The sequence below is a fragment of the Gordonia hankookensis genome (assembly GCF_014673215.1).
Lineage (GTDB): Bacteria > Actinomycetota > Actinomycetes > Mycobacteriales > Mycobacteriaceae > Gordonia > Gordonia hankookensis.
On the sequence record NZ_JACWMS010000001.1, the window covers coordinates 462206 to 485024 of the forward strand.

Genomic DNA, 22819 nt, shown 5'->3' on the forward strand with positions numbered 1-22819 from the left:
CCAGCAAGCCCACCCGCAACCGCTGATCGACCGACCAGCAACTCCACCCGCAACCGCCGACCGACCGACCAGCAAGCCCACCCGCAACCGCCGACCGACCGACCAGCAAGCCCACCCGCAACCGCTGATCGAGTAGCCGGCGAGCGCAGCGAGTCGGCGTATCGAGATCACGCCCACCGGCCACGGAATCGCTTACCGGACTAGAAGTCCCAGTCCTCGTCCTCGGTGTTGACAGCCTTGCCGATCACGTACGAGCTACCGGAACCGGAGAAGAAGTCGTGGTTCTCGTCGGCGTTCGGCGACAGCGCAGACAGGATGGCGGGGTTCACGTCGGTCTCGTCGCGCGGGAACATCGCCTCGTAGCCGAGGTTCATCAGCGCCTTGTTGGCGTTGTAGCGCAAGAACTTCTTGACATCCTCGGTGAGCCCCACCTCGTCGTAGAGGGCCTCGGTGTAGTCGGACTCGTTGTCGTAGAGCTCGAACAGCAACTCGAACGTGTAGTCCTTGAGTTCCTGCCGGCGCTCCGCGGTCTGCACCTCGAGGCCACGCTGGTACTTGTACCCGATGTAGTAGCCGTGCACCGCCTCGTCACGGATGATCAGGCGGATGAGGTCGGCAGTGTTGGTGAGCTTCGCACGGCTCGACCAGTACATCGGCAGGTAGAAGCCGGAATAGAAGAGGAACGACTCCAGCAGCGTCGAGGCGACCTTGCGCTTGAGCGGGTCCTCGCCACGGTAGTAGTCCATGACGATCTGCGCCTTGCGCTGCAGATGCTCACTCTCCTCCGACCAGCGGAACGCCTCGTCGATCTCCTTGGTGGAGCACAGTGTGGAGAAGATCGAACTGTAGCTCTTGGCGTGCACCGACTCCATGAAAGCGATGTTGGTGAGCACCGCCTCCTCGTGCGGGGTGGTGGCGTCGGGAATCAACGAGACCGCACCGACCGTGCCCTGGATGGTGTCGAGCAACGTGAGACCGGTGAAGACGCGCATCGTCAGCTGCTTCTCGTACTCGGTCAGCGTGTTCCACGATGGGATGTCGTTGGAGACCGGCACCTTCTCGGGTAGCCAGAAGTTGCCGGTGAGGCGATCCCACACCTCGGCGTCCTTCTCGTCGGGCACTCGGTTCCAGTTGATCGCGGAAACCCGGCTCACCAGTTTGATCGGGGCGCCGTCGGCCGGGCTGTGGCTCTCGGTGGACGTCATTGGTCTTCCCTGTTCGCTCGCTGGTCTGACAGTGATTGTGCAGTAACGAAATCTGAGGTCACAACATGCACGAAACGCAACCCTCCACCTCAGTCCCCTCGAGTGCCAACTGACGCAGTCGGATGTAGTACAGCGTCTTGATCCCCTTACGCCATGCGTAGATCTGCGCCTTGTTGACGTCGCGGGTGCTGGCGGTGTCCTTGAAGAACAGCGTCAGGCTCAGACCCTGATCGACGTGCTGCGTCGCGGCCGCGTAGGTGTCGATGATCTTCTCGTAGCCGATCTCGTACGCGTCCTGGTAGTACTCCAGGTTGTCGTTGGTCATGTAGGGCGCCGGGTAATAGACGCGGCCGATCTTGCCTTCCTTACGGATCTCGACCTTCGCGGCGACCGGATGGATCGAGCTCGTCGAGTGGTTGATGTAGCTGATCGAACCGGTCGGCGGCACGGCTTGCAGGTTCTGGTTGTAGATGCCGTCGCGTTGCACGGCCTCTTTCAGCTCACGCCAGTCGTCCTGATTGGGGATGTGAATCCCGGCCTCGCCGAACAGATCCCGGACCTTCTGCGTCTCGGGTTCCCATGCCTTGGTGATGTACTTGTCGAAGAACTCGCCGCTGGCATATGTGGAGCGCTCGAAACCGGCGAACGGCCTGCCGCGTTCCCGGGCGATCCGGTTCGAGGCCCGCAGCGCGTGGAAGAGCACGGTGTAGAAGTAGATGTTGGTGAAGTCGACACCCTCGTCGCTTCCGTAGAAGATCCGCTCGCGTGCGAGATAGCCATGCAGATTCATCTGGCCCAGGCCGATGGCGTGCGAATCGTTGTTGCCCTTCTCGATCGACGGTACCGAGGTGATCGCGGTCTGATCACTGACAGCGGTCAGACCGCGTATCGAGGTCTCGATGGTCTGACCGATGTCCGGCGAATCCATCGTCTTGGCGATGTTGAGCGAACCCAGGTTGCACGAGATGTCCTTGCCGACATGTGAATACGACAGATCATCGTTGAAGGTCGACGCCGTCGAGACCTGCAGGATCTCCGAGCAGAGGTTCGAGTGGGTGATCTTGCCGTCGATCGGGTTGGCCCGGTTCACCGTGTCCTCGAACATGATGTAGGGATAGCCCGACTCGAACTGGAGCTCGGCGAGGGTCTGGAAGAACTCACGAGCCCGGATCTTGGTCTTGCGAATCCGCCGGTCCTCGACCATCTCGTGGTACTTGTCGGTGACGTTGATGTCGGCGAACGGCACCCCGTAGACGCGTTCCACGTCATAGGGGCTGAACAGATACATGTCGTCGTTGTCCTTGGCGAGCCGGAACGTGATGTCCGGGATGACCACGCCGAGGGACAACGTCTTGATGCGGATCTTCTCGTCTGCGTTCTCCCGCTTGGTGTCGAGGAAGCGGTAGATGTCCGGATGGTGTGCGTGCAGGTACACGGCTCCGGCACCCTGGCGGGCGCCGAGCTGGTTGGCGTAGGAGAACGAGTCCTCGAGCAGTTTCATGATGGGGATGACGCCGGAGCTCTGGTTCTCGATCTTCTTGATCGGCGCACCGTGTTCACGAATGTTGCTGAGCAGCAGGGCGACTCCGCCACCACGCTTGGAGAGCTGCAGCGCCGAGTTGATCGACCGGCCGATCGACTCCATGTTGTCCTCGATGCGCAGCAGGAAGCACGACACCGGCTCGCCACGCTGCTTCTTGCCGGAGTTGAGGAACGTCGGGGTGGCCGGCTGGAACCGGCCCTCGATGATCTCGTCGACCAGATTGCGCGCGAGCGCGGTGTCACCGTCGGCCAGGGTGAGCGCCACCATGCACACGCGGTCCTCGAACCGCTCGAGGTAGCGCTTGCCGTCGAAGGTCTTGAGCGTGTAGCTCGTGTAGTACTTGAACGCGCCCAGGAAGGTCGGGAACCGGAACTTCTTCGAATAGGCATGGCCGAACAGGAGTTTCACGAACTCGCGGTCGTATCGCTCCAGCACCTCGGGCTCGTAGTAGTTCTCCTCGACCAGGTAGTCGAGCTTCTCGTCGAGGTCGTGGAAGAAGACGGTGTTCTGGTTGACGTGCTGCAGGAAGTACTGGTGGGCGGCCTCACGATCCTTGTCGAACTGGATCTTGCCGTCCACGTCGTACAGGTTGAGCATCGCGTTGAGCGCGTGATAGTCGAGCTCGCCGGGCTCGTGCCCGGCAGGACCCGAGTGCATACCCGATTGGCTGGCGGAAGCGGTGTCGGAGACAGGGGCGGCGGTAGGCGACACGAAAGACTCCTGGCAGATAGGTGTTCTTATGAGAAAAAGCTACTCGGCGGGTCCGACAGTTTCAGGCGCGTGCGGCGCTGAGTTCGGCGTGCCGCGGATCGATGAACGCAGGACTCCGGACGAAATCCGCCAGACCCGCACGCACCCGATCGACGTCGTCGGTGGTGCCCATCAGCTCGAATCGGTACAGATAAGGCACCACGCATTTGCGCGAGATGATGTCGCCGGCATGACAGAACTCCTCACCGAAGTTCGTGTTGCCGGCAGCGATCACACCCCGGATCAAGGTCCGGTTGTGTGGGTTGTTCAGGAACTTGATGACCTGCTTCGGCACGTAACCGGACCGATCCCCGGTCGCCTTGCCGCCTCCGTATGTGGGAGTGATCAGGACATAGGGCTCGTCGACGGTCATACCGCCCGGCCCACTCGGACCGCTCGCAGACGTGCCGGCATCACCGTGAACCGGGATGCGCACGCTCCGCATGTCCAGCTTCTCGACGAATCGGTGGGTGTTCTCCGAGACGGACGAGAAGTAGACGATCAACGGCGACGCACCAGATCGGCTCACCATCGTCTGCCTCCCGTCCGTTCGTCTCTTCCGATATGTGGCGTGGCGGCCACCCGGTGCTGCCCACGATCCGGCTTCCCCGTCGGATCGAGCGGCGCACTCCGGGCAGGTCAGGCAGCCGCGACGGCCAACGCCTTGATGCGATCAGGACGGAAACCCGACCAGTGATCGTCGCCGACAACCACCACCGGAGCCTGCAGATATCCCAGCGCCATCACGTAGTCGCGCGCCTCGGCGTCCTGGCTGATGTCGACGACGTCATAGGCCAGGCCCTGCTTGTCGAGTGCCTTGTAGGTCGCGTTGCACTGAACACATGCCGGCTTGGTGTAGACGGTGATGGCCATCGAAGATTCTCCTTGCTCGATCAGGCTGCTGTAACTGGCTGCGTGCTGGATCGGTGTACGCGGTCGTCGTGGTGATCACCATCCGGTGAACCAGGTCGGTGCCGTCGTGCCACCGGGTCGTCGTGTCGCGGTCTGCTTGCCATGGCCGGCTCGGGTCCGACAAGACCTCTGCCGTTCGCTCCCCGGGGAGCGAACCCCGCCGCCCCCGTCAGCGCCGATATCGCCTTCACGACTTACAACACTGCCCACGGGCGAACACTTTCCCAACGTGAAGAAAGTGATTCAGGTCACCGTCTCCGTGGCTTCTCTCGCGTGGTCACACCGGTCTGCGACGTCTGCCGTGTTGGTGTTCAAAACACTACACCTAGTGTCTGCCATTTGGAGACACCACAACAAGTTGTGAATAACATTCGTGAAAGTCGCAGGTCGCGGCGTATGCGCGATCGTGAAGTCGGGCGTGTCCGGCGTGTCCTCCACATGTTGTCCCACGACTCTCCACAACGTGTCCCCAGGCTGCCAACAGGACGGACACAAAGACGCGCCGTCGCAGGCTCGTGAGAGCCCGCGACGGCGCGTCTGCGGCGGAGGATCAGGCGGCGACGGTCACCTCGTCGACGAGGCGATTGACCGCCACGACGACCTGCTCGACGACCTCGGCGGCGGCTACGCCGTGCTCGCCCAGTGTGGAGGTCTGGACCCCGACCTCGACGTCCTCGATCACACGGCCACCGGCGACACCGACGGACTTCCGGGTGTCCTCACGCGACCAGGTACCCGCGAACCGGCCGAGCGCGGCACCGATGACACCGATCGGCTTGCCGGACACGGCACCCGCACCGTAAGGGCGCGACAGCCAGTCGATGGCATTCTTCAGGACGGCGGGAATGGTGCCGTTGTACTCGGGCGTCACGAGCAGCACGGCGTCGGCGGCACCGACGGTCTCCCGCAGGGTTGCCACCCCTTCGGGCAGAACGGCCTGCGCCTCGATCGACGGGTCGTGATCCTCGCTGTAGAACGGCAGATCTCCGAGCCCCTCGACGATCGTCACCCGGACACCCGCAGGCGCATTGTCAGCAGCGACCTGCGCCAATTGACGATTGATCGACCCCTTGCGCAGACTTCCCACCAGCGCGACGATCTCCACGTTGCGTTCGGACACAATGCTCCCTTCGATGTTCAGCAAGTCGAGATATGCAACCGGACCACAGTCCGAATAATTCCGCGCTCAGTCAAGCGTTACGCTCGTCACGTGTCGAACGGTCCCGACGGCGGTCTCATCCCACTCCGTCTGTCCGACGGGTCCGATCCCGAACGGGCAGACGCGGCCCGTAATCGACGACTCCTGCTCGACGCCGCCAAGAATCTGATCGACAACCACGGCGCCTCGGCGGTGACCATGGATGCGGTGGCCCGTGAGGCAGGCGTCGGCAAGGGCACCGTCTTCCGGCGTTTCGGCAGCCGGACCGGTCTGATGGTGGCACTGCTCGACCATTCGGAATCCGAGATCCAGCGCGCCTACCTGTTCGGACCACAACCCCTCGGACCGGGCGCTCCCCCGCTGGACCGGCTGCTCGCCTACGGTCGTGCTCGCCTCAAGATGACCGTCGACCATCTCGACATCCTCATCGAGGCCGGCGGCTCCGGTGCGGAGTTCCTGAGTCATCCGGTGTGGGCCGCCTCCAACCGCCACGTCCAGATCCTGCTGCAGCAACTCGGTTTCGGCGACCGGGTCGACGTGGTCGCGGTCGCCGTGCACGCTCCCCTGAACGCCGCCGCGGTCAAACACCTCCGAGATGTCGTCGGTCTCGACCTGGAGACGATCACCACCGAGTGGGAACAACTGGTGACAACGCTCGCCGCAGGCCTGTCGGCGGATTGAGCCGCGCCTGCGACCTCGACGCGCGGCGAACCGCCATCGGTCTTAGCCTGAATGGACCGCGGGGACACCAGATACGAGGGAAGGCACAATCAGTGAAGGCTGTCATCATCGGCGCCGGTATGGGCGGGCTCAGTGCCGCCATCGCACTCAAGCAGATCGGCGTCGACGTCGAGGTCTACGAACAGGTCACCGAGAACAAGCCTGTCGGGGCGGCCATCTCGGTGTGGTCCAACGGCGTCAAATGCCTGAACCACCTCGGACTGGAGAAGGAGACCGCGGCGCTCGGCGGCATCGTCGATTCGATGTCGTACATCGACGGCTTCACCGGTGACACGATGTGCCGCTTCAGCATGCAGCCGCTCATCGACGAGGTGGGACAGCGACCGTATCCGGTGGCACGTGCCGAACTCCAGTTGATGCTGATGAACGCATACGGTATCGACGACATCAACTTCGGCAAGAAGATGGTCTCGGTGGCCGACGGACCCGACGCCGCGACGGTCGAATTCGCGGACGGCACAGCCGTTTCCGCAGACATGGTCATCGGCGCCGACGGCGCGCGGTCGCTGGCTCGCGAGTATGTCCTCGGCCATCCGGTCGATCGCCGCTACGCCGGATACGTCAACTTCAACGGCCTCGTCGACGTGGACGAGGCGATCGGTCCCGCCACCGAGTGGACCACCTACGTCGGCGACGGGAAGCGTGTCTCGGTGATGCCGATCGCGGGCAATCGCTTCTACTTCTTCTTCGACGTGACGATGCCCGAGGGGCGGCCGTATGAACGCGGAACGGCGCGAGAGGTTCTCGCGGAGAGTTTCGCCGACTGGTCGCCCGGGGTCCAACGCCTGATCGCTGCCCTGGATCCGGCGACCACCAACCGGGTCGAGATACTCGACCTCGACCCGTTCCACACCTGGGTCAAGGGGCGCGTCGCCGTGCTCGGCGACGCCGCCCACAACACCACCCCCGACATCGGCCAGGGTGGCTGCTCGGCGATGGAAGATGCGGTGGCCCTTCAGTTCGCCTTCGAAGAACATCCCGACGACGTCGGCGCCGCACTCGCCGCGTACGAATCGGCACGGACCGAACGCGCAGGCGAACTGGTCCTGCGGGCGCGCAAGCGCTGCGACGTCACCCACGCCAAGGACCCGGAGGCCACCGCAGCCTGGTACGACGAACTCCGCTCGGAGGACGGGACCCGGGTCATCCGCGGCATCGTCTCGAACATCGTCGGCGGTCCGCTCACGTCCTGAACGGATCGGCGGAGACGACGGACGCCAGAGCGCGGGGATCGGCAGATCAGTTGTCCGGCTGCCGGATCGCCTGACCGTTCTCGTCGGGCGCCATGCCGTCATGCGATACCAGGGCTGCCGACCGGGACAGCGATGGGCCCGCGGTGAGCAAGGAGATCATCGACCACGGCGCCCTCGCCGGGTTGTCCCCGAGCCCGAGGACCTGCCCCGTCCCGCCGTCGGCAACCCCGTATCTGACCCCGACATCGCTGATGTAATAGCGCGATTCGGCACGCTGACTGTTCGGCTCCGACCCGGTGGTCTGGATGTACTCACCCGATCCCGGCCGCAGATAGACCTGATCGACACCTGGTCCGGAGCCGTCGGCCGAGCTGACCTGCACCGGCGTGGCGCCCTCGGCGAGCGGCAATCCTCTCCCCACCAGGAACCGCGTGGTCGCAGCCGCATCCCCCGCACCTCGCGACCAGGACTGGCAGAGCGTCCCGGAGGATGCGACGTCCACCAGACTCGGTGTGTGACCCGGGAAATCGTCGACCGGCAACCGCTCACGGGTGGGGCTGGCGGCGACCTGACCGGGCGCGACGGTCTGCACCGGTGCGGCGCCGTCGCGGTCGGCGAGCCGCAGGATCTCCGCAGTCGCCTCACTGACCTGCTGGACTCCGTCCCGCAACACGACGTAGTAGCTGGTCTGGTCATCGATGCCCACCGACTTCACCACCGAGCCCACCCGCACGTCGTCGGGCAGCGCACCCGGCTTGCCTGCACCCTGGATCTCGGGGACGGTGAGCGGATCGACCTCCGGGAAGGTGTTGAGCAGACCTGCGCTCATCTCACGCGGGGTCGCGCCCTCGAGGTGCAGCGCACGCATCACCGGGACACTCGAGGTGTCCACCTCGGCGCGGACGGCGGCGGGCTCCCCGCCGCGGTCGATCGTGTAGATCAGGAAGTCCTTGCCACCGCTGGTGACCAGCGCTGCCTCGTCGGGGCGGGCGGCACCGATGGATCGCCCGAGTTCGGGACGGTCGCCGATGACGGTCAGCTCGATCGCCTCACCCGACACGTCCGGCGACACGGTCGCGGTGTCGCAGACCGTCCAGAAGGACTGTCCCCCATGGGCAGAGGACTGCAGCGCCGCAGGAGCACCAGGGATGCCCAGCAGCGGTCCACGCGGATACGAGGCCAGCTTGCCGTCGCTCACCGACTTCGGGCTCTCATTGCTGCCCGTGATCAGTCGTGCCGAGGCGAGATTGAGCACCGGGTGCATCGTGTCGTCGATGAGGACGTAGTTGCCGCCGCCGTCCTTGCTGACGACGATCTTGGCGTCACCCACAGAACCCTGGGGCTTCACGAGTCCCCAGACGCCACACCCACCGAGGACCAGGAGCCCGAGCACGGTGCCGACGAGGAGAGCCTGGAGCTGCGACCGCATCGGGTCGTGCAGCATGCGGACATCGCGACGAACCAGGGCGTGCTCGAGCCGGCGCAACAGGAACCGATAACCGTTCACCTGCGCCTTGGTCGTGAGCTGCCGGGCCATCGTCCCCCCTTCCGGCCGCACCTGGTCGTCCCGTCGTTTCCACTGAACGGGTGGTCACGGACGAATCGACGCGTAGTAGCGTAACCGATACATTTTCCGCGGGTGTCGCGCCGGTCACCCGTAGAACGGGGGGAACCATGGCGATGGCAGGCGCGCCGATGTCGACGACCGGTCATCCGGAAGCAACACCATCCGGCAGGTCACCACGGATGCGTGACGACCGGGGCACGAGGCGCACCCGCGGTGTGCGTCGCGGACGTGACCGCGCAGGCCGCCGCCTCAGCCTGCAGACGTTCGTGCTCGTCGAGGTCGTCCTCGCAGTCGGTCTGATCGTGTGGGCGGCCAGCGGCAGCACTCTGGGGTGGATCGCCCTCGTCGTCGCCGCGGTGACGTCCCTGACCCTCGTCCCGTTTCGCGGCCGACGCTCGGTGGTCGGCCGGTGGGCACAGCGATGGGGTTTCGTCTGGGCCCGATCGCGTCGCAGGTCCACCGATCTCGCGCCCGCACCGTTCGACATCCCGGCGGGGCCGCAGCAGGGGGCGCACACGTCGTTGCGGACCCCGGCAGGCGGTGGCGACACGATCGGCGCGCGCTGGGTCGGCGACACGCTGATCACCGTCTTGCGGGTGTCACCCGGCTCGCCGGCCGCCACGTATCTCACCCCTGGCACCGCCGACGTCACCGACCCGACCGGGCAGGTGGTGCCGCTCGACGCGCTCGCCGAATGCATCAACCCGTTCGACATCCCGCTGGACTCCATCGAAGTGATCAGCCACGGTGTCCGCAGCTGGGGCAGCGGCCCGATCGCGCAGACCTATCACCGGACCCTCGGGCCCCTGGCGGCGACCGCCCATCGCTCGGTGCTGGTAGTGTTGCGGCTCAATCCACTCGACTGCGCCGACGCGGTCGCCCGCCGCGGCGGCGGCGCGGTCGGTGCCCTCCGGACCGCCACCATCACCAGCCGCCGGGTCGCCAAGCGCCTCACCGAGAGTGGCCTGCGCGTCTCGCCGCTCAGCGGCGCCGAGATCACCGCGGTCACCGGCCAATTGTCGGAGGGTGTCGCACTCGACGATATGACCGAGCAATGGGATTCCATCGGATCCGGCCAACTGCGTTTCCGCAGCGCGGCCATCGAGCCACACCTGATCGGCTCGGTCTTGTCGACGGTATGGGTGAACTCGGCATTGTCGACCACCGCGACCGTGCGATTGCGCCACGACGCCGACGGCGCCCTCGAGATCACCGGCATGGTGCGATTCGCCGAACTCCCTTCTGCCAAGCGCAGTCTCGATTCGTGGCCCGCCGGACTCACGCCGCTCGACGGCCACCAGTTCGACGCGCTGGCCGCGAGCCTGCCCATCTCCGTCCCCGCTCGGCTGGACCGCACGCTCGGCGCCCTGCACGGCGCCGAGGCGGAGCATCTGCTGCGCACTCTGTCACTGCCTGCCGGCGGGTGCGGTCAGCTCGTCGGTGCCGACCACAACGGCCGCGCCGTCGCCGTCCCGTTGCTCGGCCCTGATCTCCGCTCGGTCGCGATATCGGCAGGCCCACAGCTGGTCTCACAGGTCACACTCCGCGCCGTGGCGATCGGCGCCTCGGTCACCGTGCACACCGTCCGACCCGCGCAGTGGCAGCACCTGGTCGCCGCCGTCGGCGACCTTCGACAGCTGGCCCTGAGCTCGGACCGCGTCCGGTCCCCCTCCGGACACCGCGTGCTGATCTTCGACGGATTGACCGGTCCCCCACCCGAGACCAACACCACCCACATCACCGTGTGCGCGCCCGGAGATCCGCGCGTGACCGAGCTGGCCCCCGACGCCACCGTCATCATCCGTCAGAATCCACGTGCACCGCAGGACATCTCGGTGGCCACGGCGACCGAGCGAGTGGCCGTGACAATGGTCGCGACACCGGACGAATGGACCTACATCGGACGCTGAGCCCAGCCCGGAAGACTCCCGGCGGGCGCTGTCAGCCCCGCGGTCCGGCCGGCACCAGCGCGCGGAAGAACACTGCCCGAGACGAGCCGGCGTGGACCACCACATCCGGTTCGGCATCGCCGATCCAGATCGCCCGACCCGCAGGGATCGTGGTGGCCTCCCCGCCCATCGGCCGGACGTCGATCGAGCCGTGCAGCACGGCGAGAATCTGCGGACCCGGCATGTCGAAGCACACCGACGACGCGTACCGCAGGCCGGTTCCGTCGAGCTCGACACGGGACAGCCGGAACTCCGGCGCGGGCGTCAGGTAGACCCGCTCGGCGCCCACGGTGCGGATCGGTGCGGTGATCTCGGCGACGTCGGCCGGGGTGAAGTCGAGGACACGGAGCAACTCGGGCACATCGATGTGCTTCGGTGTGAGTCCCCCGCGCAGCACATTGTCGGAGTTCGCCATGATCTCGATACCGATCCCGCGCAGGTAGGCGTGCAGGTTGCCTGCCGGCAGGTACAGCCCCTCACCCGGTTCGAGGCGAATCCGGTTGAGCAACAACGACGCCAGCACACCGGGATCGCGCGGATAGACCTCTCCGAGTTCCAGCACGGTTCGCAGTTCTGCCCCGAACCGGCTGCTGTTGCCCGATCCCAACCGCGACACGGCCCCGGCGAGCACCGCCGGGATCAATGTGGCGATCGATGCGTCCGGCAAGGTCAGCCAGGTGGTGAAGAGAGCACGTAGCCCCTCCGAATCGGGTTGTCCGGCAAGCATTCCGAGATAGGGGTCGAGCTCGCTCACCTGGAGTTCACGGAGCAACTCGACGGTGATTGCGGGATTCCGGAATCCCGCCAGCGCATCGAATTCGGTGGTCGCAACGATCAGTTCGGGTTTGTGCCACGGGTCCCGGTAGTTGCGGTCCGGGGCGTCGATGGGCACTCCGGCGGCGTTCTCGCGGTCGAATCCCTCGCGGGCCTGCGCCAGGCTCGGATGCGCCTGCAACGACAGCGGTTCGTCGGCGGCCAGCACCTTCATCAGGAACGGGAGCCTGCCGTCGAACGTCTCGATGGTGCGCCGCCCGAGCATGTCCACCGGGGCTGCGTCGATGGCACTGAGCAGGTCCGTGTCGTGCTCACCGTCCGGCCGCAGACAGACCGCAGGGCCGGCCGGATGAGCGCCGAACCACAACTCGGCCTCCGGATGCGGCGACGGCACCGGCCGTCCACGCAGTGAAGCAATGGCGGTGCGCGAACCCCACGCATAGGGACGCACCACCCCCTCGAGAGTTCTCATCGCCTCAGTTCCCGATCAGCCGGAGATACACGGCAGCCATCTCGATGCGCAGGATCAGCACCATCAGCGACACGAGGTCGCCCGGCGAATCGGCCGCGAGATCGTCCATGGTGGGCATGGCGGGCGGGCCGCCACGTCCACTCGTGCCGGAGTCGGCGTCGGAACCACCGTCGCCGGTGAGCACGTCGAGATCGCCGAGCCCGTCGAGACGCCTGCGCACATACCAGTCCCGCGACGGAGTGGTGGCCACGAACACCCGCGGCGGGCTCGGCGGGGCCGGGCCGTCGATCTCCGGGTCGTAGAAGATCGATTCGGACGGGGTCGAACCAGTCCGTTCCGACCACTCCCGCACCAGCCGCGCGACGTCACCGACCTCGGCCACCGCACTGATGACGCCCGCGAGGGCGAGCAGCGAGCGGGCCGCCTGACCGGCCACCACCGCGGTCCCGACCGTGTCACCCACCCAGACCGACGAGCGGGCGTCGAGCCTGGCCGCGAGCAGCTTGGCCCGGTTGTGGAAGCTCTCGTTGCCCGGATGGTTGGCGACCGCCTCGCCGTCGAGCGCGTCGGCGAGATCGCCGACCTGGGGAACCTGTCCGGTGAACCGGACCTGGGTCAACGAGACGAACACCGCGAGAAGAGCCGCAACGAATCCCGGAAACCGGAACCGGGGATCCACCGGCACGCGCGGCGAGAGGTCGATACCGTTGCCGCCCAGCGCATCTCGCAAGGGTCCCTCGATCGGGGCCGCCACCACCACCTCGGCGCGGCGCCGCACCGACCGCGCGGCCGCGTCCGCGAGGACCATGTCGCCGGCATCGTCGCCCGCCACCACCACCACGTCGAGCGGACCTATCCATCCCGGCAGGGCGGGGGCGGCGACGATCGGGACGTCGATACGCGAGCTGATCGCGGCGATCACCAGCTGTGTCGCCGGGGATGCCGCCCCGGTGGTACCGCAGACGATCACGACGCTGCGTGGGCGCAACTGTGCCAGGGGCTCGAGCACACCCTCCCGCTGCGCCTCCGCGACCGATCGCACCTGAGCACCGGCGAGCGCAACGGAAGGCAGAAGACCGTCCATGTCGGCCGCGATCAGTTCCTCGACATCATCGAGATCGGGGGCACCGGTACGCATGCCGTCCAGCCTAGTCACGCACACCGTCGGGCGCGCATGTGCCTGCACCGACGACGGCATCCGACAGCGGACCACGGTTCCCCGACGACATGCGTCGAACGCCGGTCAGTCGGTCGGGTCGGGCAGCACCCGGAGATGACCCCGACGGCCCGGCCGTGGTCGCGCCGATTGCGGCGGTCGACTGGCAGTGTCCTCACCCGGTGACGACGCGTCCGGGTGGCGGCCCTGGGAGCCACGACGGCCTGGCGCGACGTCGTCCGATCCGTCGAAGAGGTCTGGCCATCGCGACGGATCGACCCGTCCAGCACCGCCGACCTCGCGCACCGCCTCTGCCAGAGCGGTCAGCTCGTAGTCCTCGGCGACAGGGGCCGAGAAGCCGCGTTCGCTCCGGAGCATCTCCCAGCCACGCGGCACGGTGATCCGGCGAGCATGATCGTCACAGAGATCCCACGAGTGCGGCTCGGCCGAGCTGGCCAGTGGACCGATGACCGCCGTCGACTCGGAGTAGACGAACGTCAGGGTAGCCACCGCGGAACGGGCGCAGCCGGGCCTGCAGCACTGTCGGGGAAGCTTCACGCTGACGAGGTTATCCCCGGCGGCGTGTCCACACCGGCGGCGACACGCTAGCTCGCGCGAAACGCACCTCACACGCGACAGACACGTCACAAATCCTTACACTCTCGTCATGCGCTTCGATCCACCTCGCCCCTCGCGGGGCCGCGCCGACGAACCTCGTGGTCGCGCCCAGGATCCGCGCGGTCGGGGTGCCGATCCGCGGGCGCAGGATGCACGCGGTCGGGGTGCCGAGTTCCGCCGGGGTGTGCTTCGGAGCCCGACCCGGACAGTGCGACTGCGCGATCGGCGCGGTCGGGGACTCAGATCACCGTTGCTTCCGCAGTCGGTGCCTGCGTTCGCCAGCCGGGCCGACGCCTTCGACGTGATCGCCCTGGAAGCGTTCGCGGAGATCGATGCGAACTGGCACGACCAGCTCGCAGGCCTGGACATCGCCGTGGATGACATCCCGCGCATGTTGCCGCACGACCCCGACTCGATCCAGTGGCCGGACGAGGTCACCGCCGACGGCGCGGTGCCGCTGGCCCGGCTCATCCCGGCCGGGCTCGACGTACGCGGTCAACCCACTCGCGCGCAGATCATCTTGTTCCGCCGGCCACTCGAGATCCGCGCCAGGCGTGGCGCCGATCTGCTGGAGTTGGCGCACGAGGTGTTGGTCCAGCAGGTCGCCACCCACCTCGGCGTCGACGAAGACACCATCGATCGTGGGCCCGACTAGTTCTCCGGTCGCAGTGCCGTCAGATGATGCCGCGCTTGAGACGCCGACGCTCGCGCTCGGACAGCCCGCCCCAGATCCCGAAGCGTTCGTCGTTGTGCAGGGCGTATTCCAGGCATTCCGGCTTCACCTCGCACCCCTGGCAGATGCGCTTGGCCTCGCGAGTCGATCCACCCTTCTCCGGGAAGAACGCCTCGGGGTCGGTCTGGGCGCACAACGCCCGCTCCTGCCACTGCTCCTCGACTGCCTCGAACAGGTCGTCGAAGTCGTTGGCCACCAACGAAAGATGGCGCCGCTGTGACCAAGGAGAGTTGTCGCTCGGCGTTGCCGTGACGCCGCCGACACCAGGCGCCGTCATTGAATCACCCACCAGCCCAAGACGATTGGCTGCAACGTCGACGCCGGCGAGTTCCTCCGAACTATGTACCGGCTCAACGGGTTTGCGGGGATCGGAATAGTCGCGTGGTTCAAGTGGATTGCCGATCGGGTTCTCAAAAGCCATCGTCGGCGCCTCCTAGCTCGAGAAGTCTGTCAGTTCCAGTCGTCGGTGTCCGCGGCAACCCTGCCGCCCCACCACATCTGCCCACACCATCGATCATCACCGTGTGTCCGGGTATGGCACCCAATGAGTCATTCGAACAAATGATCGAAAACCTTGCGCTCCATCAATTCTCGATCTCAAACTCATAATGACACTGATGTGATTACACACGGCATGGGCCGCTGCGGTCAAGTTAAACCGAAAAGATTCCTTAATACCATCAGTTGTCGGAAACCCTCGGTCTCGACACGGGGGTCGGGCGCAGACATCAGCAATCTCACAGACGGTCGATCCCCTCCCCCGGAATCGAGACCCATGGTAGCGAACCCACCGCCGCTGAGCGTCATCCTGCAGATGACGGCCCAGTGACCACGCGGAACGTCGCCGCCCACCGCCGGTCGACACCACCCGCGCCTCGATCACTAGAGTGAACGAGGTGAAAGTGACGGTTCTCGTGGGTGGCGTCGGTGGCGCCCGATTCCTCTCCGGCGTCCGCGAATTGCTCGGCCCCACGCCGTTTCCCGGGCCGGGCGACCCGGACCAGGGCGGTACGGCGACGGCACCCGACGCCGAGGTCGACGGCGGGGAGCACGAGATCACCGCGATCGTCAACGTCGGCGACGATGCGTGGATGCACGGCGTCCGGATCTGCCCCGACCTCGACACCTGCATGTACACCCTCGGCGGCGGCATCGACCGTGAGCGCGGATGGGGACGTGTCGACGAGACGTGGCACGCCAAGGAGGAGCTCGCCGCCTATGGCGCCGACCCCGACTGGTTCGGCCTCGGCGATCGCGATCTCGCCACACACCTCATCCGAACCCAGATGCTCGACGCCGGTTACCGCCTGTCCGACGTGACGGCCGCGCTGTGCCGACGGTGGCAGCCCGGTGTCCGGCTCATACCCGCGACAGATGATCGCCACGAGACCCACGTGGTGGTGGCCAAGCCCGACGGCGACGACGGTGAGCGGGTCGCGATCCACTTCCAGGAGTGGTGGGTCAGACACCGTGCACAGATCCCGACCTTCGGTTTCGCCCAGGTCGGTTCCGACGACACCCGCACCGCGCCGGGGGTCACCGAGGCGATCGCCGCCGCCGACATCGTGCTGCTGGCTCCCAGCAATCCGGTGGTCAGCATCGGCGCGATCGTCAGTGTCCCCGGAGTGCGCAGCGCGCTGCGCACCACCTCGGCACCCGTCGTCGGCATCTCCCCCGTGATCGACAACCGGCCGCTGCGCGGGATGGCAGACGAATGCCTCTCGGTGATCGGTGTGGAGACCTCCGCCGAGGCCATCGCGGCACATTACGGCGCGCGCAGCGGCAACGGGATCCTCGACGGATGGTTGGTCGCCGACGGCGACCGGGCCGCCGTCGATGGCGTCGCGATCGGTTCCGCACCGCTGCTGATGAGCGATCCGGCCACCACCGCACAAATGGTCCGCGATGCATGTGCGCTGGTCGGAGTGGCCACCCCCGATCGCAATGTCGGTGCAGCGGAACGGAGTACCTCGTGACCGGCGCCCGGGCGGCCGGCGACCACGGGTCCGTCGGAGGCCTGGAGATCCGCGCGGTCACCGGTCTCGGCGAGTTCGGGCCGCATAGCGACATCGCCACGGAACTCCTCGCCGCGGCACCCTGGCTGGCCGACGACGACATCGTGGTGGTGACCAGCAAGATCTTCTCCAAGGTGGAGAACCGCATGGTGACCGCGCCGACCGATCCGGACGAACGCGATGCGCTGCGCCGCAAGCTCGTCGATGACGAGTCGGTGCGGATACTGGCACGCAAGAACCGGACGCTGATCACCGAGAACCGAATCGGGATCGTGCAGGCGGCGGCCGGGGTGGACGGATCGAACATCGCCACCGATCAGCTCGCCCTGCTGCCGGTGGACCCCGACGCGAGCGCGGCGGGGCTCCGGGCGCGGATACGTGAGGCCGCCGGCATCGACGTCGCGGTGATCATCACCGATACGATGGGCCGCGCCTGGCGTAACGGGCAGACCGACGTCGCCATCGGCGCGGCGGGCATCCGGGTCTCCCATCCCTACGAGGGCTCGGTCGACGCTTACGGGAATCCCCTGATCGTCACCGACATCGCCGTCGCCGACGAGATCGCCGCGGCAGCCGATCTGGTGAAGGGCAAACTCGGCGGCGTACCCATCGCCGTGGTGCGCGGGCTCGCGCCGGTCGATGACGGTTCCGGGGCCGCCGATCTCATCAGACCGGCGTCGGAAGACCTCTTTCGGCTCGGCACCGAGGAGGCGATCGAGCAGGGCCGTCGCGAGGCGGTGCTGACCCGGCGGTCGGTGCGCACGTTCACGCCCGGGGCCGTCGACCCCGAGGTCATGTCCGCGGCCTTCGCCGAGGCACTCACCGCACCGGCGCCCCATCACACTCATCCGGTGCGATTCGTCTGGGTCCGCTCCGACGAACGCCGTACCCGGCTGCTCGACGCGATGGCCGCCGCCTGGCGGCGCGACCTCGAGGGCGACGAGAAGTCGGCGGAGTCGATCCGCAAACGCGTGCGTCGCGGCCAGATCCTGTACGACGCACCCGAGTTGGTGATCCCGTTCCTCGTCCCCGATGGCGCTCACGACTACCCGGACGCCCGGCGAGCGGCCGCCGAACACACGATGTTCACGGTTGCGGCGGGCGGCGCGGTGTCGTCGTTGCTGGTGTCGCTGTCGGTGCGCGGGATCGGGAGTTGCTGGATCGGGTCGACCATCTTTGCCCCGGACATCGTCCGCGACGTCCTCGACCTCGACGAGAACTGGGAACCACTGGGCGCGATCGCCATCGGACGACCCGAGGAGGGCGCCGGGCTGCGGCCGCCTGCGGCGACTGACGGTTTGGTGATCGAGCGGTGACCACGGCGTCACTACACGAATCGGCCGTGGCGTCCCTGCGCTCGTGGACGGCACCGGATGCCGATCAGGACGCATTGCGCCACACGTATCTCGCGTTTCTCGACGCGGTGCCCGAAGCGTGCCTACGCCGTAGCGCGCCGGGCCACCTGACCGGATCGGCGATCGTCTTCGACGCGACGCTCACCCACGTCCTGCTGACATTGCATCCGCGGGTGGGCAAGTGGATTCAGCTCGGCGGCCACTGCGAGGAGTCCGACGAGACGCTGGCGGGGGCGGCTGCGCGCGAGGCACGTGAGGAATCGGGTGTGCCGGACCTGCGACTGACGGCCGCACCCGTCCACCTGCACACCCATCCGATCACCTGTTCTCTCGGCATCCCGACCCGCCACCTCGACGTGCGTTATGCCGCCGTCGCGCAGCCGACCGACGACGGCCTGCCGCCGGCGATCGTGCGCAGCGATGAGTCGGTCGATCTCGCCTGGTGGCCGATCGACGAGCTACCACCGGACACGGACACCGTCGACGTCCCGATTCTCATCGACCGCGGACTCGCGGCCTGGCGGCGAGCCACCTGAGCCACGACCGGTCGGTTCGGTCGATCGTGTACAGATTCTCGTTTCGCCCGGAGGCGTCTCAGATCCGGATGCCCTTGCCGACGGTCACCACGCCACCGCCACTGATGGAGAAGCGTTCACGATCCGCGGCGGCATCGACGCCGAGCTGCATGCCTTCGCCGACGTGCACGTTCTTGTCGAGGATCGCGTGACGCACCACGGCACCCTTGCCCACCCGGACGCCGGGCATCAGGACGCTGCCCTCGACGATTGCCCCGTCCTCGATGACGACGTTCGCCGACAGCACCGAGTCGCTCACCGTGCCGGCCGAGATGATGCTGCCTGCACCGACGACGGAGTCCTGTGCGGTGCCGCCCTGCACGAACTTGGCGGGCGGCAGGTTGACCGTCTCGCCGCGGATCGGCCAGCGCCGGTTGTACAGGTTGAAGACCGGGTGCACCGACACCAGGTCCATGTGGGCGTCATAGAACGCATCGAGTGTCCCGACGTCGCGCCAGTAACCCTTGTCGCGCTCGGTGGCGCCCGGCACCTCGTTGTCCTTGAAGTCGTAGACGAACGCCGTGTTGCGGCGAACGAACCCGGGGATGATGTCGCCACCCATGTCGTGATCGGAATCCGGGTCGGCGGCATCGGAGCGAATGGCGTCGACGAGCGCCTTCGTGGTGAACACGTAGTTGCCCATGGACGCAAACGTGGCGTCGGGATCATCCGGCGTGCCAGGCGGATCGGTCGGCTTCTCGAGGAATCGGGTGATCCGGCCGGACGCGTCCGAGTCGATGCAGCCGAAGGCCGTCGCCTCGGCGCGCGGCACCCGGATACCGGCAACGGTCACGTCGGCGCCGGCGTCGATGTGCGCCTCGACCATCTGAGAGGGGTCCATGCGGTACACGTTGTCGGCTCCGAACACGACGATGTACTCCGGTTCCTCGTCGGTGATCAGGTTCATCGACTGGAAGATCGCGTCCGCACTGCCGGTGTACCAACGGGGCCCGAGGCGCTGCTGCGCCGGAACAGGGGTGATGTACTCACCGTGGAAGCCGGCCGAGAACCACGTCTGCGAGATGTGCCGATCGAGCGAATGCGACTTGTATTGCGTGAGCACGCAGATGCGTTCGTAACCCGCATTCACCAGATTGGACAGCACGAAGTCGATGAGGCGGTAGGAACCGCCGAACGGAACCGCAGGTTTCGCACGATCCATCGTCAGGGGGTAGAGGCGCTTCCCCTCGCCGCCTGCGAGGACCATTCCGAGCACGTGCGGCTGTGTTCTCACACTCCCCAACTTAACCGGCATCCACGGCTCGGGCCAGACGAATGCCCCGCCCGCGGCCGCGTGTTTCGCAGCACCGTTGGCGAACCGCCGACGTTGGCGTTAGCGTCAACCGCATGAGGGTGGCGATGATGACCCGGGAGTATCCACCCGAGGTGTACGGCGGCGCCGGCGTACACGTCACGGAACTGGTGCGGCACCTTCGCAGCCTCGCCACCGTGGACGTGCACTGCATGGGCGCCGAACGCGACACCGCCCATGTCTATCAGCCGGATCCGGGGATCGCCGGCGCCAATGCCGCCGTCACCACGCTGTCGACCGATCTGCGGATGGTCGTCGGCGCGCAGGGCGCCGATCTGGTCCACTCGCATACGTGGTACACGGGCCTGGCCGGCCATCTCGCCGCGCAACTCTACGGGGTGCCCCACGTGTTGACGGCGCACTCGCTGGAACCGATGCGGCCGTGGAAAGCCGAACAACTGGGCGGCGGGTACCGGGTGTCGAGCTGGGTGGAGCGCAACGCAGTCGAGTACGCCGACGCCGTCATCGCGGTGAGTTCCGGTATGCGCACCGACGTCTGCGACACCTACCCACGCCTCGATCCCGAGCGGGTTCACGTGGTGCGCAACGGTATCGACACGACCTCGTGGTTTCCCGTGGACGATGCGTTCGGGCCCGAATCGACCCTGGTCGGCCTCGGTGTGGATCCCGACCGCCCGATCGTCGCGTTCGTCGGGCGCATCACCCGCCAGAAGGGCGTCGCCCACCTGGTCGCCGCGGCGCACCGCTTCGCCCCCGACATCCAGCTGGTGCTGTGTGCCGGCGCCCCCGACACCCCGGAGATCGGCGCCGAGATCGAGGCCGCGGTGTCCGAGCTGTCCGCGTCGCGCGATGGGGTGTACTGGGTCCGGGAGATGCTCCCCCAACCCCGAATTCGCGAAATACTCACCGCAGCAACAGTTTTTCTGTGCCCGTCGGTCTACGAGCCGCTCGGGATCGTGAATCTCGAGGCAATGGCTTGTGGCACCGCGGTGGTGGCCTCCGCCGTCGGCGGCATTCCGGAGGTCGTCCGCGACAACGTCACCGGTCGGTTGGTCCATTACGATCCGGTCGAACCCCGGGCCTTCGAGGCCGGGCTCGCCGAAGCCGTCAACGCCGTCGTCGGCGACCCCACCGAAGCATCGGCGATGGGCTCGGCCGGACGAGAACGGGCCGAGGCCGAGTTCTCCTGGGATGCGATCGCCGAACAGACGCTCGAGGTGTACCGCTCCCTCCTGCGGTGAGAGGGAGCCCTCACCGCCGCCGAGGGCGGCAGGTCGTGACCGTGACGGACACCGAGACGTCGAGCGGGCCGCCCCCTTCGGCGATCACCATGTCGGCATCGGACCGGATCTGCTCCGGCGAACGATGAAAGGCAGTCGGGCCCATGGCGACGACGTCCACGATGGCGTCGGCGTCGAGCGCCCGCCGGTCGCCGACGACGGATTCCGCGTCGACCTCGAACTCTCCGCCGAGCGCGCTGCGGAGACGGTCGTCCTTGTCCGCACCGACCGCGAGCATCCCCATCGGAGCGATGATCTCGCCGAGATGATCGGCATTGGGCGTCACCACCACGAGGACCCCGCGTGGGTGCAGCACGCGGACGAACTCATCGACGTTGCGCGGCGAGAAGATGGAGAGGACCACGCCGATCGACGACGACCGGATGGGCAGGGGCCGCCAGACGTCGGCGACCACCGACGCCGCGCGTGGGTGCGATCGGGCGACCGACCGCGCACAGTACTTCGACAGATCGAGACCGATTCCGTACAGCCCTGGCACGCGATCCAGTCCGGCCGCGAGGTAATGCCCGGTCCCGGCACCCGCGTCGAGCACGAGGCCGGGCCGATCGGTGTCCACCGAACTCTCGGCGACGGCTCGCTCGACGACATCGGCAACGGCCTCGGACACCGCACCGAAGAAACCGGACTCGTGGACGCGCCGACGCGCAGCGACCATCTGCGCGGTGTCGGACAAGTGATTCGTCGACCGTCCGTCGATCAGCGAGACATATCCCTGTCGGGCGATGTCGAAACGATGGTTTGCGTCGCAGTGCAGCGACCGGTGGTCGGCGGCGACCGCCAGGTCGGCGGCACATACCGGGCACCGCAGCGCGTACACGACGTCACGCAGCGGCCCCGCCATCACGCCTTCTCGGCTCAGCCGGTGACCCCGCGCAATTCCTCGCCCAACGCCGCCGCCTCGTCCGCGGTCAGTTCGACCACGAGTCGTCCGCCGCCTTCGATCGGAATCCGGACAACGATTCCACGTCCTTCCTTGGCCGCTTCGAGGGGGCCGTCCCCAGTACGTGGCTTCATTGCCGCCATTCTCGAACTCCCTTCAGAGCATTCGCCACACGGTGTGGAACGGACACCCTCAACATCGGTCGGAAATGCTGCAGGTGCCAGGACAATGATACGTGTACGACCGGGCGTCACTGCTGCGCACGTGGCCGGTCGGTGTCAGCGCTCGGCCGATGGCCCGTCCCGTCGGTCGCCATCGGTCGCCGAGAGGTCGGCCGCCTCGCGGCCTTGGAGGTCGAGGACCACGCCACGCAATTCATCGAGTTCACGCGCGAGTTTCTCCATGGCCCAGTCGACTTCGGCCGCCGAATAGCCACGGAACTTCTGCGAGAACGTGAGCGCACGGACATTGGCGCCGGTGATGCCGGCACGCGGGAGCCTGGTCAGCGTGGTACCCCGGTCGAGCGGCGGTAGGTCCTCGCCGCGACCGAAGACGAACCACACCACGGCGAAGACCGCGGCCACCACGACGGCCATGATCAGCAGGTACAGCAGGATCGTCTGCATACCACCAATACTGTCAGACGGT

Annotated in this window: 22 protein-coding genes; 8 read left to right on the top strand and 14 right to left on the bottom strand. The window is 66.8% G+C overall.

What is annotated here, in order from left to right:
- Nucleotides 1–200: 200 nt before the first annotated feature.
- The 5 genes from nrdF to IDF66_RS02165 all read right to left on the bottom strand — a co-directional run bounded on the left by nrdF (nucleotide 201) and on the right by IDF66_RS02165 (nucleotide 5530).
- Nucleotides 201–1205 (bottom strand): class 1b ribonucleoside-diphosphate reductase subunit beta, encoded by a 1005-nt coding sequence (nrdF, locus tag IDF66_RS02145; protein WP_164309025.1) that lies wholly within the window; start codon nucleotides 1203–1205, stop codon nucleotides 201–203.
- A 58-nt stretch (nucleotides 1206–1263) separates the two neighbouring features.
- Nucleotides 1264–3459 (bottom strand): class 1b ribonucleoside-diphosphate reductase subunit alpha, encoded by a 2196-nt coding sequence (gene nrdE / locus IDF66_RS02150; protein ID WP_190265567.1) that lies wholly within the window; start codon nucleotides 3457–3459, stop codon nucleotides 1264–1266.
- Nucleotides 3460–3520: 61 nt separating this feature from the next.
- Nucleotides 3521–4030, bottom strand: a complete 510-nt coding sequence (gene nrdI, locus IDF66_RS02155; protein WP_190265568.1) for a class Ib ribonucleoside-diphosphate reductase assembly flavoprotein NrdI — start codon at nucleotides 4028–4030, stop codon at nucleotides 3521–3523.
- Between the two features lie 107 nt (nucleotides 4031–4137).
- Entirely contained in the window at nucleotides 4138–4371 is a 234-nt protein-coding gene (gene nrdH, locus IDF66_RS02160; protein WP_164309022.1) for a glutaredoxin-like protein NrdH, read from the bottom strand.
- A 589-nt stretch (nucleotides 4372–4960) separates the two neighbouring features.
- Nucleotides 4961–5530: an NAD(P)H-dependent oxidoreductase gene (locus tag IDF66_RS02165; protein ID WP_190265569.1), complete on the bottom strand. Its 570-nt coding sequence runs from the start codon at nucleotides 5528–5530 to the stop codon at nucleotides 4961–4963.
- A 90-nt stretch (nucleotides 5531–5620) separates the two neighbouring features.
- Here IDF66_RS02165 and IDF66_RS02170 point away from each other — a divergent pair, with 90 nt between their 5' ends.
- Nucleotides 5621–6250, top strand: a complete 630-nt coding sequence (locus tag IDF66_RS02170) for a TetR/AcrR family transcriptional regulator (RefSeq protein WP_164309020.1) — start codon at nucleotides 5621–5623, stop codon at nucleotides 6248–6250.
- A 92-nt stretch (nucleotides 6251–6342) separates the two neighbouring features.
- Nucleotides 6343–7503 (top strand): FAD-dependent urate hydroxylase HpxO, encoded by a 1161-nt coding sequence (hpxO, locus tag IDF66_RS02175; RefSeq protein ID WP_164309019.1) that lies wholly within the window; start codon nucleotides 6343–6345, stop codon nucleotides 7501–7503.
- A 46-nt stretch (nucleotides 7504–7549) separates the two neighbouring features.
- Here the strand turns inward: hpxO and eccB are convergent, their stop codons facing one another.
- The gene (gene eccB / locus IDF66_RS02180; RefSeq protein ID WP_190265570.1) at nucleotides 7550–9040 is read right to left on the bottom strand and encodes a type VII secretion protein EccB; all 1491 of its coding nucleotides are present in this window, start codon (nucleotides 9038–9040) and stop codon (nucleotides 7550–7552) included.
- A gap of 209 nt (nucleotides 9041–9249) precedes the next feature.
- Here eccB and eccE point away from each other — a divergent pair, with 209 nt between their 5' ends.
- The gene (eccE, locus tag IDF66_RS02185; RefSeq protein ID WP_190265571.1) at nucleotides 9250–10980 is read left to right on the top strand and encodes a type VII secretion protein EccE; all 1731 of its coding nucleotides are present in this window, start codon (nucleotides 9250–9252) and stop codon (nucleotides 10978–10980) included.
- A 31-nt stretch (nucleotides 10981–11011) separates the two neighbouring features.
- On the opposite strand, the gene manA is transcribed toward eccE, so the two are convergent.
- From manA to IDF66_RS02200, 3 genes are all read right to left on the bottom strand, one after another.
- A complete protein-coding gene (gene manA, locus IDF66_RS02190; protein WP_190265572.1) occupies nucleotides 11012–12265 on the bottom strand; it encodes a mannose-6-phosphate isomerase, class I in 1254 nt (417 codons plus the stop codon).
- A gap of 4 nt (nucleotides 12266–12269) precedes the next feature.
- Entirely contained in the window at nucleotides 12270–13403 is a 1134-nt protein-coding gene (locus tag IDF66_RS02195; RefSeq protein WP_190265573.1) for a hypothetical protein, read from the bottom strand.
- 105 nt (nucleotides 13404–13508) lie between these two features.
- Nucleotides 13509–13979, bottom strand: coding sequence for a DUF3499 domain-containing protein (locus IDF66_RS02200; RefSeq protein WP_190265574.1), 471 nt, complete (start codon nucleotides 13977–13979; stop codon nucleotides 13509–13511).
- Between the two features lie 109 nt (nucleotides 13980–14088).
- Between IDF66_RS02200 and IDF66_RS02205 the strand changes: the two genes are divergently transcribed.
- Nucleotides 14089–14694, top strand: coding sequence for a metallopeptidase family protein (locus tag IDF66_RS02205; RefSeq protein ID WP_190265575.1), 606 nt, complete (start codon nucleotides 14089–14091; stop codon nucleotides 14692–14694).
- A gap of 19 nt (nucleotides 14695–14713) precedes the next feature.
- Here the strand turns inward: IDF66_RS02205 and IDF66_RS02210 are convergent, their stop codons facing one another.
- Nucleotides 14714–14971, bottom strand: a complete 258-nt coding sequence (locus IDF66_RS02210; RefSeq protein ID WP_223309227.1) for a WhiB family transcriptional regulator — start codon at nucleotides 14969–14971, stop codon at nucleotides 14714–14716.
- 697 nt (nucleotides 14972–15668) lie between these two features.
- On the opposite strand from IDF66_RS02210, the gene cofD reads away from it, so the two are divergent.
- Genes cofD through IDF66_RS02225 form a run of 3 tightly spaced genes read left to right on the top strand, consistent with a single transcriptional unit; the run spans nucleotide 15669 to nucleotide 18678 of the window.
- Nucleotides 15669–16748 carry a 2-phospho-L-lactate transferase gene (gene cofD, locus IDF66_RS02215; protein ID WP_164309011.1) on the top strand — a complete coding sequence of 360 codons (1080 nt, stop codon included), beginning with the start codon at nucleotides 15669–15671 and terminating at the stop codon, nucleotides 16746–16748.
- Nucleotides 16745–18103, top strand: coding sequence for a coenzyme F420-0:L-glutamate ligase (locus tag IDF66_RS02220; RefSeq protein ID WP_317628551.1), 1359 nt, complete (start codon nucleotides 16745–16747; stop codon nucleotides 18101–18103). Before cofD ends, IDF66_RS02220 begins: the two co-directional genes overlap by 4 nt.
- Nucleotides 18100–18678 (top strand): NUDIX domain-containing protein, encoded by a 579-nt coding sequence (locus IDF66_RS02225; RefSeq protein ID WP_190265577.1) that lies wholly within the window; start codon nucleotides 18100–18102, stop codon nucleotides 18676–18678. Before IDF66_RS02220 ends, IDF66_RS02225 begins: the two co-directional genes overlap by 4 nt.
- Nucleotides 18679–18736: 58 nt before the next feature.
- On the opposite strand, the gene glgC is transcribed toward IDF66_RS02225, so the two are convergent.
- Entirely contained in the window at nucleotides 18737–19951 is a 1215-nt protein-coding gene (gene glgC, locus IDF66_RS02230; RefSeq protein ID WP_164309008.1) for a glucose-1-phosphate adenylyltransferase, read from the bottom strand.
- Nucleotides 19952–20064: 113 nt separating this feature from the next.
- On the opposite strand from glgC, the gene glgA reads away from it, so the two are divergent.
- Nucleotides 20065–21231 (top strand): glycogen synthase, encoded by a 1167-nt coding sequence (gene glgA / locus IDF66_RS02235; protein WP_223309091.1) that lies wholly within the window; start codon nucleotides 20065–20067, stop codon nucleotides 21229–21231.
- A 10-nt stretch (nucleotides 21232–21241) separates the two neighbouring features.
- Here glgA and IDF66_RS02240 read toward each other — a convergent pair whose 3' ends face one another.
- The 3 genes from IDF66_RS02240 to IDF66_RS02250 all read right to left on the bottom strand — a co-directional run bounded on the left by IDF66_RS02240 (nucleotide 21242) and on the right by IDF66_RS02250 (nucleotide 22797).
- Complete coding sequence (locus IDF66_RS02240; RefSeq protein ID WP_190265578.1) at nucleotides 21242–22132, bottom strand: putative RNA methyltransferase; 891 nt, start codon at nucleotides 22130–22132, stop codon at nucleotides 21242–21244.
- 14 nt (nucleotides 22133–22146) lie between these two features.
- Entirely contained in the window at nucleotides 22147–22314 is a 168-nt protein-coding gene (locus IDF66_RS02245; protein ID WP_004019232.1) for a DUF3117 domain-containing protein, read from the bottom strand.
- Between the two features lie 135 nt (nucleotides 22315–22449).
- Entirely contained in the window at nucleotides 22450–22797 is a 348-nt protein-coding gene (locus IDF66_RS02250) for a DivIVA domain-containing protein (RefSeq protein ID WP_164309006.1), read from the bottom strand.
- Nucleotides 22798–22819: the final 22 nt, after the last annotated feature.

Coding starts and splice junctions, on each gene's coding strand:
- eccE (WP_190265571.1), top strand. CDS start 9,250: ATGCGTGACGACCGGGGCACGAGGCGCACCCGCGGTGTGCGTCGCGGA.
- eccB (WP_190265570.1), bottom strand. CDS start 9,040: ATGGCCCGGCAGCTCACGACCAAGGCGCAGGTGAACGGTTATCGGTTC.
- nrdI (WP_190265568.1), bottom strand. CDS start 4,030: ATGGTGAGCCGATCTGGTGCGTCGCCGTTGATCGTCTACTTCTCGTCC.
- nrdF (WP_164309025.1), bottom strand. CDS start 1,205: ATGACGTCCACCGAGAGCCACAGCCCGGCCGACGGCGCCCCGATCAAA.
- IDF66_RS02195 (WP_190265573.1), bottom strand. CDS start 13,403: ATGCGTACCGGTGCCCCCGATCTCGATGATGTCGAGGAACTGATCGCG.
- manA (WP_190265572.1), bottom strand. CDS start 12,265: ATGAGAACTCTCGAGGGGGTGGTGCGTCCCTATGCGTGGGGTTCGCGC.
- IDF66_RS02240 (WP_190265578.1), bottom strand. CDS start 22,132: ATGGCGGGGCCGCTGCGTGACGTCGTGTACGCGCTGCGGTGCCCGGTA.
- nrdH (WP_164309022.1), bottom strand. CDS start 4,371: ATGGCCATCACCGTCTACACCAAGCCGGCATGTGTTCAGTGCAACGCG.
- glgA (WP_223309091.1), top strand. CDS start 20,065: ATGAGGGTGGCGATGATGACCCGGGAGTATCCACCCGAGGTGTACGGC.
- IDF66_RS02245 (WP_004019232.1), bottom strand. CDS start 22,314: ATGGCGGCAATGAAGCCACGTACTGGGGACGGCCCCCTCGAAGCGGCC.
- IDF66_RS02250 (WP_164309006.1), bottom strand. CDS start 22,797: ATGCAGACGATCCTGCTGTACCTGCTGATCATGGCCGTCGTGGTGGCC.
- IDF66_RS02205 (WP_190265575.1), top strand. CDS start 14,089: ATGCGCTTCGATCCACCTCGCCCCTCGCGGGGCCGCGCCGACGAACCT.